The 13,405-nt window shown below is 66.1% G+C and carries 12 protein-coding genes and 1 pseudogene; 6 read left to right on the forward strand and 7 right to left on the reverse strand.

What is annotated here, in order from left to right; translation table 11 throughout:
- Positions 1 to 19: 19 nt before the first annotated feature.
- From AC0Z6F_RS11990 to AC0Z6F_RS12000, 3 genes are all read right to left on the reverse strand, one after another.
- A complete protein-coding gene (locus AC0Z6F_RS11990; RefSeq protein WP_032972196.1) occupies positions 20 to 616 on the reverse strand; it encodes a GrpB family protein in 597 nt (198 codons plus the stop codon).
- A 31-nt stretch (positions 617 to 647) separates the two neighbouring features.
- The gene (locus tag AC0Z6F_RS11995) at positions 648 to 1,904 is read right to left on the reverse strand and encodes an NnrS family protein (protein WP_006384683.1); all 1,257 of its coding nucleotides are present in this window, start codon (positions 1,902 to 1,904) and stop codon (positions 648 to 650) included.
- 116 nt (positions 1,905 to 2,020) lie between these two features.
- Positions 2,021 to 3,079, reverse strand: coding sequence for an NAD(P)-dependent alcohol dehydrogenase (locus tag AC0Z6F_RS12000; protein ID WP_006384682.1), 1,059 nt, complete (start codon positions 3,077 to 3,079; stop codon positions 2,021 to 2,023).
- A gap of 106 nt (positions 3,080 to 3,185) precedes the next feature.
- On the opposite strand from AC0Z6F_RS12000, the gene AC0Z6F_RS12005 reads away from it, so the two are divergent.
- Positions 3,186 to 4,070: a LysR family transcriptional regulator gene (locus AC0Z6F_RS12005; protein WP_006384681.1), complete on the forward strand. Its 885-nt coding sequence runs from the start codon at positions 3,186 to 3,188 to the stop codon at positions 4,068 to 4,070.
- A 72-nt stretch (positions 4,071 to 4,142) separates the two neighbouring features.
- Here AC0Z6F_RS12005 and AC0Z6F_RS12010 read toward each other — a convergent pair whose 3' ends face one another.
- Positions 4,143 to 4,805 carry a TetR/AcrR family transcriptional regulator gene (locus AC0Z6F_RS12010; RefSeq protein ID WP_032972190.1) on the reverse strand — a complete coding sequence of 221 codons (663 nt, stop codon included), beginning with the start codon at positions 4,803 to 4,805 and terminating at the stop codon, positions 4,143 to 4,145.
- A 75-nt stretch (positions 4,806 to 4,880) separates the two neighbouring features.
- On the opposite strand from AC0Z6F_RS12010, the gene AC0Z6F_RS12015 reads away from it, so the two are divergent.
- Positions 4,881 to 5,576 carry a DAPG hydrolase family protein gene (locus AC0Z6F_RS12015; RefSeq protein WP_006384679.1) on the forward strand — a complete coding sequence of 232 codons (696 nt, stop codon included), beginning with the start codon at positions 4,881 to 4,883 and terminating at the stop codon, positions 5,574 to 5,576.
- A gap of 12 nt (positions 5,577 to 5,588) precedes the next feature.
- On the opposite strand, the gene AC0Z6F_RS12020 is transcribed toward AC0Z6F_RS12015, so the two are convergent.
- On the reverse strand, positions 5,589 to 6,005 hold the full coding sequence (locus tag AC0Z6F_RS12020; RefSeq protein WP_032972188.1) for a VOC family protein: 417 nt from the start codon (positions 6,003 to 6,005) through the stop codon (positions 5,589 to 5,591).
- Positions 6,006 to 6,079: 74 nt separating this feature from the next.
- Positions 6,080 to 7,183 (reverse strand): alkene reductase, encoded by a 1,104-nt coding sequence (locus AC0Z6F_RS12025; protein ID WP_485616902.1) that lies wholly within the window; start codon positions 7,181 to 7,183, stop codon positions 6,080 to 6,082.
- A gap of 128 nt (positions 7,184 to 7,311) precedes the next feature.
- Between AC0Z6F_RS12025 and AC0Z6F_RS12030 the strand changes: the two genes are divergently transcribed.
- Entirely contained in the window at positions 7,312 to 8,217 is a 906-nt protein-coding gene (locus tag AC0Z6F_RS12030) for a LysR family transcriptional regulator (protein WP_485616903.1), read from the forward strand.
- 48 nt (positions 8,218 to 8,265) lie between these two features.
- On the opposite strand, the gene AC0Z6F_RS12035 is transcribed toward AC0Z6F_RS12030, so the two are convergent.
- Positions 8,266 to 11,358 carry a TonB-dependent receptor domain-containing protein gene (locus tag AC0Z6F_RS12035; RefSeq protein WP_485616904.1) on the reverse strand — a complete coding sequence of 1,031 codons (3,093 nt, stop codon included), beginning with the start codon at positions 11,356 to 11,358 and terminating at the stop codon, positions 8,266 to 8,268.
- 212 nt (positions 11,359 to 11,570) lie between these two features.
- Here AC0Z6F_RS12035 and frmR point away from each other — a divergent pair, with 212 nt between their 5' ends.
- The 3 genes and pseudogenes from frmR to AC0Z6F_RS12050 all read left to right on the forward strand — a co-directional run.
- The gene (gene frmR, locus AC0Z6F_RS12040; RefSeq protein WP_005411009.1) at positions 11,571 to 11,846 is read left to right on the forward strand and encodes a formaldehyde-responsive transcriptional repressor FrmR; all 276 of its coding nucleotides are present in this window, start codon (positions 11,571 to 11,573) and stop codon (positions 11,844 to 11,846) included.
- 66 nt (positions 11,847 to 11,912) lie between these two features.
- Positions 11,913 to 13,022 carry an S-(hydroxymethyl)glutathione dehydrogenase/class III alcohol dehydrogenase gene (locus AC0Z6F_RS12045; protein WP_012512082.1) on the forward strand — a complete coding sequence of 370 codons (1,110 nt, stop codon included), beginning with the start codon at positions 11,913 to 11,915 and terminating at the stop codon, positions 13,020 to 13,022.
- 8 nt (positions 13,023 to 13,030) lie between these two features.
- A pseudogene (locus tag AC0Z6F_RS12050) lies at positions 13,031 to 13,387 on the forward strand (YqcC family protein); the annotation flags it as partial.
- Positions 13,388 to 13,405 lie beyond the last annotated feature (18 nt).

The following is a 13,405-nucleotide window of genomic DNA, read 5'->3' on the forward strand; positions in this document are numbered from 1 at the left end:
GCCGGCACCTGCCGTTGCGTCACCACCCGCGCGCTGCGAACAGGCGCGCGTAGATGCCGCGAACCACATCCTGCTTGCTGCGGTTGTAGGCCTGCACGTTGGCATTGCCCTGCAGTGCTGCCTGCTTGGCCTGTGCATAGCGCCTGCGGTCATCTTCATGGCTGCGCAGCCAATCGCGGAACAAGCAGTGGCGGAGGTGCTCGGCGCAACCAGGTGCGAACACGTGCAGGTTCACGCGCGGCACGTCCAGTCGCAGCATGCGGTGCTGGTACCACGAGGGTTCGCGGATGGTCAGCACGTAGCCCAGTGCCTGCAGCGCTGGCAGCCAGGCCGCTTCGTCGGCGGGATCGGCAACCAGCAGGTCGATGTCCAGTACCGGTTTGGCCGGCAGGCCCGGCACCGCGGTGGAGCCGACATGTTCAATGCCCAGCGCGGTGTTGCCGAGTGTCGCCTGCAGCTGCGTGCGCTGCTGCTCGAACTGGTCGGCCCACAGCGTGGACCAGGGCACCACCTGCAGCGCTTCCGGCTGCGGCGCGCCGAGAACCCAGGGATTCTCCTCAGGGTCGCCATCGGCGAAGGTGGTGATTGCGGTGGGATCGAGCGGGATATCGGACATGCCCACCATGGTGCCATGCCCGGCGGTGATGTCAGCCCGGCTTGCCATCCCGCCGCGGGCTCAGATAGATCCAGCCCAGCCGCGCCACCCACGGTGCCAAGGCCAGCAACCAGCCGATGGCTGCGGCGAAATGCCACGCATAGGCGTCGGGCATCAGTTCGGCAGCGATGCGCATGATCGCCACCGCCTGCAGCGCGACGAACGCAAACCAGGCCACTGCCGGCATCACCAGCGGTCGGCCGGAATGGCCCTGGGTGACCCGGGTCACCATCGCCACCAGCAGGCTGCCGAACAGGCCCACGGCGAGGGCATGCAGCGGCGCGCGGCCGAGCAGTTGCGGATGGCCCAGCATCTGGCCGATGTCCTGCAGCAGATACAACGCGAAGCTGATCGGCAGCCACGCCAGCGCCAGGAACAGCGCGGCAAGCAGGCCGGGCATCGGCCCGCGCGGCCACCAGTGCCACAGCGCCTGGATCGACAGCGCCAACAGCGGTGCGTCGGCCAGCCATAGCCAGGCCTCGGCCTGCAGGATCATCAACAACAGGCGCAACAGCATCAGCGCCCACATCACGGCCAGCCAGCGCAGCGGCCGCCACGGCACGTAGCCGGTCACCACGTTGTTGGCGAAGAACGGAATCATGCGGTGGGCGACGGTGAGATAGATCGGCAGCAACAAACCAAACGTTCCCAACGCCACATGCACAGGCATCAGCGTGGCACGGCCGCAGGCTACGGCCATGAACGCGAGCAGGCCCAGCCAGCCGAGCAGCAACGCCGCGAAGCAGGCACGTGCATGCCAGTTACGGTTGGGGCCGGCGGCCTTGAGTACGTGGCCGAGCACGATCAATCCGGCGCTCCAGCCGGCCAGTGCCAGCAGCAGGCCGGGCCAGAGCCCGGGTGTCCATCCGCAGGCGGCGGCAATCAGCAGCGCCTGCCCGCCGAACAGGCCGAGCCCCACCGGTGCATAGCGGCTGCGCGGCAGCTCGGGCTGGTTCATCCAGCGCGGAAACACGGTAAGCAGGAAGCCGAAGATGAAACTGGGCAGCACCAGGTACTGCATCAGCAGCGCGTGCAGCCAGGCTGGTGGCAGCGATGGTGGCTGTGGCGTCCACAGGCCACGCAGCGCACCCAGCCACAGCGTCCACCACAGCATCGCCAGCAACAGGTTGCTGGCACCGATGAAGAACAGCAGCCGATGCGGTGCACGCATCAGCATCGCAGGGGAGGGTAGGCGGGCCATGCAGTGAGTCTGCGCCCCGCGTGTGGCGGGGGCCTTGACCTTCGTCATGCCCAAGGAGGCAGGCAACCGCTTCGCTCGCCGGGCATGGCCCGGCGGACGGGCCGTGCAACGCAAACAAGAAACCCCGGCAGTGCCGGGGTTCTTCGTTCACAGTCGCCGATCGATCAGGCGGCGTTCTTCATCGTCGCCATGTCGATCACGAAGCGATAGCGCACATCGTTCTTCGCCATGCGCTCCCAGGCTTCGTTGACGTCCTTCATGTCGATCACTTCGACGTCGCTGACGATGCCGTGCTCGGCACAGAAGTCCATCATTTCCTGGGTTTCGGCCATGCCGCCGATTGCCGAACCGGTCAGGTGCTTGCGGCCGAAGATCACGCTTCCACCGGTCAGCGGCGGGTCCAGTTCGGTCAACACGCCGACCAGGCACATGGTGGCTTCGCGCTTGAGCAGGCCCATGTACGGATTGGTGTCATGGCCGACCGGGATGGTGTTGAGCAGGAAGTCGAAGCTGCCGGCGTGTGCCTTCATCTGCGCGGCATCGCGCGAGACCAGTACTTCATCGGCGCCCAGGCGCTTGGCATCGGCACCCTTTTCCGGCGTGGTGGTGATCATCACCACGTGCGCGCCGAGCGCCTTGGCGAACTTCACGCCCATGTGGCCGAGGCCACCGAGGCCGATTACGCCGACCTTCTGGCCCGGGCCGACCTTCCAGTGACGCAGCGGCGACCAGGTGGTAATGCCGGCGCACAGCAGCGGCGCGGCCGCCTTCAGGTCAAGGGTGTCGGACACCTTCACCACGAAGCGCTGCTCGACCACCACGTGGTCGGAATAGCCACCGTAGGTCGGCGCACCGTCCGCGCGCTCGCGGCCGTTGTAGGTCCAGGTCGCGCCTTCGGCGCAGTACTGTTCCAGGTCGTGTTCGCAGGCATCGCAATGGCGGCAGGAATCGACCATGCAGCCGACGCCGGCGTGGTCGCCCACCTTGAAACGGGTGACCTCGCTGCCGACTTCGGTGACCCGGCCGATGATCTCGTGGCCCGGCACCATCGGGTAGATCGAACCACCCCAGTCGTCACGGGCCTGGTGCAGGTCCGAATGGCAGATGCCGCTGTAGAGGATCTCGATGCGCACGTCGTTCGGGCCGACGGCGCGGCGCTCGAATTCGAACGGCACCAGCGGGTCGGTATGGGTATGGGCGGCGTAACCACGGGCGAGGGACATGGGGAATCCTTGGCGGGTTTGTCGAAAGGCGTTTTACAATACGCGGCGTAACCCGGGGTAAGAAGCCCGGATATCGGCATGATTCATCAAGGCAGACTGCACAATCATGGCCACTGACAATCTCTCGCACCTGGCCGCGTTCGCGGCGGTTGCCCGTCACCGAAGCTTCCGCCGCGCCGGCGCCGAGCTGGCCCTGTCGACTTCGGCGGTGAGCTATGCGATCCGCGCGCTGGAAGAGCGGCTGGGCGTGGGGCTGTTCCACCGCACCACCCGCAGCGTGGCCCTGACCGAGGCCGGCCAGCGCCTGCTGGAGCGCCTGCAGCCGGCGCTGGGCCAGGTGCATGACGCGCTGGAGGAGATGAACCAGTTCCGTGCCGCACCGGCGGGACTGCTGCGCATCAACGCCACCCGCGCGGCGGTACCGACCCAGCTGGGACCGCGGCTGGCGCGCTTCCTGCACGCGCATCCGGACATTCGGGTGGAGCTGACCGAAAACGACGGCCTGGTCGACATCGTCGCCGAAGGCTACGACGCCGGCGTGCGCCTGCACGAGTTCGTGCCCGAGGACATGGTGGCGGTGCCGATGGGGCCACCACTGCGTGGTCTGATCGTCGGCGCGCCGGACTACCTGCGGCGACACCCCGCGCCCCGGCACCCGCGCGATCTGGCCGCGCATGAATGCATCCGCTTCCGCTTCGCCAGCGGCCATCTGTACAAGTGGCAGTTCGAGCGCGAGGGGCAGGCGCTGGAGATCGATGTGCCGGGGCGGCTGACCCTGGGCGAGCAGGGCACCGTGGTCAGTGCCGTGCTCGATGGCATCGGCCTGGCCTATGTGCTGGAAGATACCGCGCGGCCGTACATCGACTCCGGGCAGATGGTGGCGGTGCTGGAAGACTGGAGCGAACCGTTCGCCGGTTTCGCGCTGTACTACCCGAAGCAGCGGCAGATGCCGGCAGCGTTGCGCGCGTTCGTGGATATGTTGCGGGAGTGAGTTGCAGTAGCTGATGCAGTGCCGGCCAACGGTCGGCACCCACCAGTATCGGCCATGCGCGGATGGGTTCTGCTACGGCGCCTGCAACACCGGCGCCAACAACGCCATGCACTCACGCAGATGCACCTCTACCGGCGCATCCTCGGCCACCACGCCGATCACACGTTCGCGTAGTGGCTCGGCCACCGCCATCGCCAGGATCAGCCGTGCCATGCACGCGGCATCTCCCTCGCGCAGCAGCCCACGTTGCTGCTGCCGCGCCAGCCAGTCGGCCAGCAGCGCCCGGCAGCGCTCGATGCCGTTGTCCAGGTAGGCCTGCAGCAGCGCGTCCTTGCCGGGAAAGTCGGTCGCCAGCAGGCGGAACACCTGCACCGCCTGCGGCGAAAGCGCCTGTGCACACACTGCCTGCAGGATGACCTGCAGCAGCGGCAGTACCTCGTCACTGTCGTGCGCGTCCCGCTGCAGCTGCGGCGCGAAGCCGTCCGTCCACTCGCGCACCGCCAGCCCGACCAGCGCTTCGCGGTTGCTGGCATGGCGGTACACAGTCTTCTTCGCCACCCCGGCGTGCGCCGCTACGGCCTCGATGGTGGTGGCCTCGTACCCCTGGACCAGCAGCAGTTCCAGGGTGGCCTGCAGCACCGCATGGCGGACCTCGGCTTCTGGTCGCGCTGGACGGCCGCGGCGGCGGGTCGGCGTTGAGGGCTCGGGCAGGGTGGTGCTGTTCATTGCGCCCATCTTACCGCATACGCGTAATTGCGAAACGAATAGCGTTTCCGTATTGTCGAAGCTCCCAACCCAAAGGAGACGCCGATGGATACCGCTGTGAACGCCCGCGCCTGGCTGGACCACCACGATCTGCTCGACCCGGCGCCGATGCATCTGGAAACCGGCATCCAGCGCCGCGAAGACGGCACCTTGCTGGTGGCGGTGCGCACTGACCTGCACGGTTGCAAGGGCCGCATGCTGGACTGGTGGTTCACCTTCTTCGAGACCACCCAGCACATCCGCTGGTGGCATCCGGTCGACCATGTCGAGCACCGCGGCTGGGACGAGGCCTGGCAGCGCGGACGCAGCTACCACGGCGCCAGCATCCATGCGGTGGAATCGCTGGCCGACATTCCGCCGGTGGCGGCGCGTTTGAAGTTCCATGACCCGCACACGCTGCTGGTGCCAGAGCGCCTGCAGGCGGCACTGGATGCAGGCGATGTATCGGCGGTGATCGCCGCGCGCATCGGCTTCGGTGATCACGTGCGACTGGATGCGCACGGTGATCCCTGTGACGGGCAGATGCTGCATGTGGCACGCGATACGCCGTTCGGCTGCGTGCTGCGCAGCCGCTTCGTGCTTGGCCTGGACAGCACCGATCCGCAGCATGATGCCAGCGATGCGGTTGGCCTGGGCCTGCTCAAGCACTGCTACACCGAGTTCAGTTTCCTCTCGCGTCTGCTGCCATCGCTGTACTACGGCGAGCGCGCCAACGGCGAGGCGGTGCCGTTGCCGTGGTGAGAGGCGCATCGGTCATTCGACCAGCGCGTCGTAGCCTTCGCCACTGAACTGGATCAGGCAGAAGCCGTGGCCGAACGGATCGGCCAGCACGGCGATGCGCCCCCAGCGTCGCTCGCGCACGGACTGCTCGAGTGTCGCTCCCGCGGAAACCGCACGCGCCAGTGCGGTCTCGATGTCATCCACCACCCAGTCCAGGTGCAGCGGCGTCCAATGGCGCTCGTAATCGCGCACGTCGCCGTCCTCGGTGGCGGCGCTGCCGGCCTCGTTCTGCAGCAGGTACAACGGCGTTGGTCCACCGAGCAGTTCCACGGCGCCCGGGCCGAGGCGGCGGCCGATCCGTAGGCCGAAGGCTTCGGTGTAGAAGCCTTCAGCCACTGCAAGATCGGGAACGTCGAGATTGACGATGAATGATGCGGTGGGCGTATCCATGGGCGCATCCAGCGAATCCGGGCGGGCAGTGTACGCCCGCCGTGCGGGTACGGCCGCATCCACGCAGCATGGATCTACTGCGCGCGCGGGTAATCGAGGTAGCCTGCCTCGCCGCCACCGTAATAGGTATTGCGGTCGGGCGTGGCCAGCGCGTCGTCGCGTTGCAGGCGCTCGACCAGATCCGGGTTGGCGATGAACGGTTGGCCGAATGCGGCCAGGTCGATGATGCCGGTCTCGACCAGTTGCAGGGCACGTTCGCGGGTCATGCCGCCGGCCAGGATCAACGTGCCACCGTAGGCCTGCTTGAACTGCTGCAGGAACGCCTCGCCCAGCACCGACTGCCCCGCCTGCAGGTTGTCATTGAGGTGCACATAGGCCAAGCCGCGCTTGCCCAATTCCTCGGCCAGGTACAGATAGGTGGCTTCGTTGTCGGGGTAGAACGGCATGTCGAAGGTGAGGTTGTTCGGTGCCAGGCGCACGCCGATGCGGTGGGCGCCGATGCGCTGGGCCATCGCGTCGACGGTCTCCAGGATCAGCCGTGCGCGGTTGGGCAGCGAGCCACCGTAGCGGTCCTCGCGTACATTGATGAGCGGGTTGAGGAACTGCTCGAACAGGTAGCCGTTGGCCGCATGCAGTTCGATGCCGTCGAAACCGGCGGCGATGGCGTTGTCGGCGCCCCGTGCGAAGTCGGCAATGATGCCCGGGATCTCTTCGGTGGCCAGTGCACGTGCCGGGGTGGGATCAGCATGGCCACGGCTGCCATCGTCCAGATACACGAACGAGGTGTTCTTCGGTGCGCTGGCGACCGGGCGGGTACCGGCGCTGACCGGTTGCCCACCCCCGGGCTGCAGCGAGGCATGCGACATGCGGCCGACGTGCCAGAGCTGGGCGAAGATCCTGCCCTGCTCGGCGTGTACGGCCTCGGTGACGAGCTTCCACCCGGCCACCTGTTCGGCCGACCAGATGCCCGGCACGTCGATGTAGCCCTGGCCCTGCGGCGAGACCGGTGTGCCTTCACTGATGATCAGGCCGGCGCTGGCACGCTGCCGGTAGTACTGCGCGGTCAGTTCGTTGGCTACGACGCCGGGGTTGCGGGCGCGGGTCATCGGGGCCATCGCGATGCGGTTGCGCAGAGCGGTTCCTGACAGGTTGAAGGGGCGGAAGAGGGCGGCGGTCATGTCGGTCATCTCGGTGCGGGGGAGGCGCCAGCGGCGCGATGCACACAGGATGGAGTTGACATGCGAGCGCATAAAGCGCTTCGATCTCCCTTGGTTCGGGACTATTTGTCCCCAATGGAGTGAGAGCGATGCTGCCTCTGGAATCCTTGAATGGCCTGGTCACGTTCGTCACTACCGCACGCTCGGGCAGCTTCACCGAGGCGGCAGACGCGCTGGGCATCTCGCGCTCGGCCGTGGGCAAGGCCATCGCCCGGCTGGAAGCGCGGCTGGGCGTGCGACTGTTCCATCGCACTACGCGGCGCATCGCACTGACCACCGATGGCGAGGCGTACTACGCCTCCTGTGCGGCCGCGCTGGAAGAAATCTCCGCGGCCGAGGCCTGCCTGGGGTCGGCTGGCCTGCCCAGTGGACGGCTGCGCATCGACATGCCGTCCTCGTTCGGGCGGCTGGTGGTGCTGCCGGTGCTGCTGCGGTTGTGCCGGCAGTACCCGGACCTGCAGTTGACGATGACCTTCACCGATCACTTCGTCGATCCCGTCGAAGAGGGCATCGATCTGCTGATCCGTTTTGGTGGGCTGCACCATGCCGAGCATCTGGTCGCACGCCGGCTGGGGCGCCAGCGGCTGGTTACCTGCGCAGCGCCGGCGTACCTGCAGGCACATGGCGTGCCGCGCGCGGTGGAGGAACTGGCGCAGCACCGCAGCATCGTCGGCTTCCGCCACGGGCAACCGATCTGGTGGCGGATCGGCAGCGAGGAGGACGAGGGAACGTTCATTCCCAGTGCGCCCTATCAACTCAATGATGGCGACGCGGTGATCGAAGCGGCCATCGCCGGGCTCGGTATCTGCCAGATGCCGGTTTCACTGGTGCGTCGCCATATGGACTCCGGCGCGCTGCAATCGGTGCTGGACGAGCACATGCAGCGGCACATCGACATCCATGCGCTGTGGCCACCGACGCGCCACCTGCGGCCCAAGGTGCGCTATGTGGTGGATGAGCTGACCCGGCTGGCGGGTGAGGGATTGTTCGATTGAGCGGGGCCTGGAATCCAGGCCCCGCCTTTGCAACCAGCTGCGCTGGGCCTACTTGAAGTTGTAGCGCAGGCTGGCCATGTAGCGACGGCCCAGTGAATCCAGCACATACGGGAACGGCCCGATGTCATCGCCCACGTTGATCACCGACAACGTCACGCGCGCGGCATCGGTGATGCGGTAGGTGACGTTGGCGTCCCAGGTGGTCCAGCTGTCTCGATAGAAGTACTGACGGCTTTCCGGGGTATCGGTCATGGTGTACTGGGCCCGGCTGGTGTAGTTGGAGGCCACGCCGTAGTTCCAGTTGCCGATGCGGTGCTGGGCGGTCCAGCGGAACTGGCGCTTGGGCTCGTTGAAGCTGCCCGCCTGTTCGACGAACGGCACGTCCCGGTTCGCGGCCTGGCCACGGTTCTTCGGCATGTAGCCGTAGAAGTCCAGGTCCAGCACGCCGAAGCGCGACAGGTCCCAGCGGTAGCCGACTTCGGCAGTCCAGCCGCGGAACATCAGCACCGGGCCGTTGCCATATTCGGTCTTGATGTCGGTGGCCACGCCGGTGTTCGGATCACGCGTCACCAGACCGCAGAAGCGGTTGGCATTGGGCACGTTGGCGGCATTGAAGTCGGCGTTGTCGAAGCAACCGGTGATGATGTCGTTGGCGCTCAGCGAGGTGATCACGTTGTTGATCTTGATGTCGTACCAGTCGGCAGCGACGCGCAGGCCGGGGATCCACTCGGGTGCGAACACGATGCCGGCCGTCCACGACTTCGCCGTTTCGTTCTGAAGGCGGGTGCTGCCGTTGGTCGAGCCCAGCGTGTTGGTCGGCTGCTGGCGGAAAGTGTTCGGATCAGCACCCGGGTAAGCGGCGAAGAACGCCTGGCAGTTGCGGCGACGCACCGCCGGAATGGAGCCGCCGCTGATGTTGTCCAGCGAGCACACTTCCGGGATGTTGTAGTAGGCCGGCTGCTGTGTGGTGTAGAGCTCGGCGATGGAGGGCGCGCGCAGTGACTGGGTCTTGTTGCCGCGCAGCTGCAGGCCGGCGATCGGTTCGTACTGGATGCCGTAGGTGAACGCATTGAACGCGCCGGCGACGGAATTGTCGACGCGGCGGAACTTGGCGGTCAGGTCCAGGCGATGCAGGCCCGGGAGGTCCCAGTCGGGATTGAACAGTGGCGCCAGCACTTCGGCGAACACTTCGTTGGTGTGGTACTTGCCCTCGGCCGCCTGGGTCGGCACCGAGCGGCCCTGGCCCAGGCGCTGGTACTCGCTGGGGGTGAAGGAACCTTCTTCGCGGCGGTGTTCGAAGCCGGCTGCAACGGAAAGCTCACCACCGGGAAGATCGAACAGACCGCCGGACAGCGAAGTGTTGATCACGGTCTGACGGGTCTGCGCCTTGGCCACGGTTCGGGTGGAGACATAGTCCAGGGCTTCGCGCGATGCCTGGTTTTCGCCGAACAGGTTCAGCGGGCGGCAGTTCGCATCGGCCGTGGTGCCTGGGCGGGTGGCATCGCATATGATGCGGCCGCTGGCATCGGTGGTCACATTGATCGCATTGATGAAGTTCTGCTGGATCAGGCCGGTGCCGAGGTAGTCGAAGTCACCACGGCCGTGGGTGACGCTGGCTTCCCAGTTGAAGTTGCGTTGTCCAACATTGAACGCACCGCTCAGGCCAAGCACCGCACGGGTCAGGCGGGTTTCGGTGCTGGCGTTGTTCATCGACAGGTCGCGCGAAGAACGCGACAGCCGGAACGAGGTGATACCGTTGTCGGCGAGGATCTTGCGGGTTTCCGCACTGAGGAACGGATTGCTGGCACTGAAGGTCAGCGCGCCGCTGGCTGTACCGCCACCGTCCAGGCGCGCATTGCCGAAGGAGACGGCGTTGTAGACATTCTGATCCAGGGTTTCGCGGGCGGTCGCTTCGTATCGCGAAAGCTCGAAGAAGCCGCGCACATTGTCGGTGAAGTCGAAGCTGCCGGTGGAGAACACCGAGCGTCGTTCGAGGTCGGCGATCAACGGCACCGTCTCAAACAGGTTCAGGCCGTCACCGCCGGAAGCATTGCCGCCCGCGTAGCTGATGCCCGGGTTGAACTCGACCAGCTTGCCCTCGTTGTTGAACTGCCACAGTTTGTCTTTGTTCGGGCCGAAGCCAAGGATGTCACCCAGGCCGTTGCGCGTGTAGCTGCCGGTGGCCGGCATCACCAGGCCACCGAAGGTCATGCTGGCAATGCGCCGGTTGCGGATCCAGACCTGGTCGGGAATGCCGTCGGCCGGCCCGGTGTTGAACGGAATGCTGCCGTCGATGCGACCGTCATTGCCCGGCTGGCGCCAAGGCTGGAAGTTACGGGCGTTGGCGGCGGTCGGGTTAGCCTGCAGGCTGTAACCCTGGCGGTAGAAATCACGTTGCAGCGCGTTCACGCCGTCGGCGTTGTCCAGCTCGGCGGCCACCACGATGTGGCCGCGCCCATCAGCGAAGTCGGTACCGAAGATGGCCGACCAGGAGTAGCGCTCGTTGTCGTTCTTGCTGGTCCTGCCGTAGCCGAGCTCGACTTCGGCGCCATCGAACTTGTCGCGCAGGATGATGTTGTTGACGCCGGAGATTGCGTCCGAGCCATAGGTGGGGGCACCGCCCACGCTCAGGCTTTCAATGCGTTGCACCATGACGCTGGGAATGGCGTTCATGTCGACCTGGATGCCGGAGCCGCCGCCGGCTCCGAAGATGGTGGGCGGTGTAGAGGTGACGAAGCGGCGTCCATTGACCAGTGTCAGCAGGCGATTGCTGCCCAGGCCGAACTTGCTGGCGAAGTTGACGCCTGCACCGAAGCCTGCCTGGTCGCCGCGCGAACTGACGCCGGCACTGACCCCGGGAATCCGGGTCACCGCGTCGATGAGGTTGGTGTCGCCATAGTTCTCGATCGATTCACGGCTGACCACCGCGGCCGGCTCGAGCGTGTCGAAACCGGCGCGGTAGATGCGCGAGCCGGTGACGGTCATCCGGTCCAGCTGCACGGGGGTCTTGCTGCTGGCGGACTCGGCCTTCTGTTCCTGCGTGGCGGCCTGCTGCGCCATGGCCGGTGCGGCGGCCACCAGCACCAATGCCGAACCCAGCGCGACAGACAAGCGACTGCGGGCGAACAACGGTCGGTACATGATTTCTCCCTGGTCACGCCAATGTGACTCAGGGGTAAACGCAGGGGCGAATGCGACACCCTACGTCATGAAAAAGTAACAAATGAATCTATTTATTGTTCATTCATATTCTGGGCTGATCTGTCCCTGGGGCATGCCTCGGCAGCACCAGATGGCTTCATTCGCCCCTGTGTGTATACTATCCCCCAGTATAGTTCCGAGGTGGCCCCGCCATGCCGCACTCCCCCGAAGAGAAGAAGAAGGTCCTGGCCCGCGTGCGCCGCATCCGCGGCCAGTGCGATGCGCTGGATCGCGCGCTGGAAGCCGGTGCCGACTGCGGGCCGGTGCTGCAGCAGATCGCCGCCATCCGTGGCGCGGTCAACGGCCTGATGTCCGAGGTGATGGAGGCCCATCTGCGCGAGGAGTTCGGGCAACCCGCGGCCTCCGACGAACAACGCGCCGAACGCGTGCGCGACATGAGCGCGTTGATCCGCTCGTACCTGAAATAAGCATCGGCGCCATATCGCGCCGATCCTCCTGCCATTCCCTTTCCGCCTGATCCTGGAGAAGCCACCATGAAGTCCCGTGCCGCCGTCGCCTTTGGTCCCGGCCAGCCGCTGCAGATCGTCGAGATCGACGTCGCCCCGCCGAAGAAGGGCGAAGTGCTGGTCAAGATCACCCACACCGGTGTCTGCCACACCGATGCATTCACCCTGTCCGGCGATGATCCGGAAGGCCTGTTCCCGGTGGTGCTGGGCCATGAAGGCGCCGGCATCGTGGTGGAAGTGGGCGAGGGCGTGACCAGCGTCAAGCCGGGCGACCACGTCATTCCGCTGTACACCGCCGAGTGCGGCGAGTGCCTGTTCTGCAAGAGCGGCAAGACCAATCTGTGCGTGTCGGTGCGTGCCACCCAGGGCAAGGGCGTGATGCCTGACGGCACCAGCCGCTTCAGCTACAACGGCGAGCCGCTGTACCACTACATGGGTTGCTCGACCTTCAGCGAGTACACCGTGGTGGCCGAAGTCTCGCTGGCGAAGATCAATCCGGACGCGAACCCGGAGCACGTCTGCCTGCTCGGTTGTGGCGTCACCACCGGCATCGGCGCGGTGCACAACACCGCCAAGGTGCAGGAAGGCGACAGCGTGGCGGTGTTCGGCCTGGGTGGCATCGGCCTGGCGGTGATCCAGGGTGCGCGCCAGGCCAAGGCCGGCCGCATCATCGCGGTGGACACCAACCCGTCCAAGTTCGAGCTGGCCCGCGAATTCGGCGCCACCGACTGCATCAACCCGAAGGACTACGACAAGCCGATCCAGCAGGTCATCGTCGAGATGACCACCTGGGGCGTGGACCACAGCTTCGAGTGCATCGGCAACGTCAACGTGATGCGCGCGGCGCTGGAATGCGCGCATCGTGGCTGGGGCCAGAGCGTGGTGATCGGCGTGGCCGGTTCGGGCCAGGAGATCTCCACCCGTCCGTTCCAGCTGGTGACCGGCCGCAAGTGGATGGGTACTGCTTTCGGTGGCGTGAAGGGCCGCAGCCAGCTACCGGGCATGGTGGAAGACGCGATGAAAGGCGATATCGAACTGGCCCCGTTCGTCACCCATACCATGGACCTGGACAAGATCAACGAAGCCTTCGACCTGATGCACGAAGGCAAGTCGATCCGGTCGGTGGTCCACTACTGAGCCGCGTCATGGGCTGGCTGGATGCCCTGCGCCGGCCGCGTGCGGAAGACCCGCGCGCGGCCCTGGTGGTTCCGATCGAGCAGGCGTTGCGTGCGCTGGGCTGGGTAGTGGGGGAGGTGGGGCCACCGCGTGCGGTGACCTCGGCCTTCGGCAGCGACGATGGCATGCCGTTCGAGCAGTGGCTTGCGCAGGTATTCCTGCCGAGCCTTCATGAGGCGCGCGCGGCCGGGCAGTGGCCGCCGCGCAGCGATGTAGCCGTGGCGGCCTGGCGCAATCTTGATGGCCAGCCTGGCGTCGAATCGTTGCTGCGCCTGCTGGCGCAGCTGGATGAACGGATCAACAAAGGCATCCACGCCGCGCGTGGAAGGTCGGCATCTACCAGA

The organism is Stenotrophomonas sp. 1L-E-5-B-C3 (genome assembly GCF_057292075.1).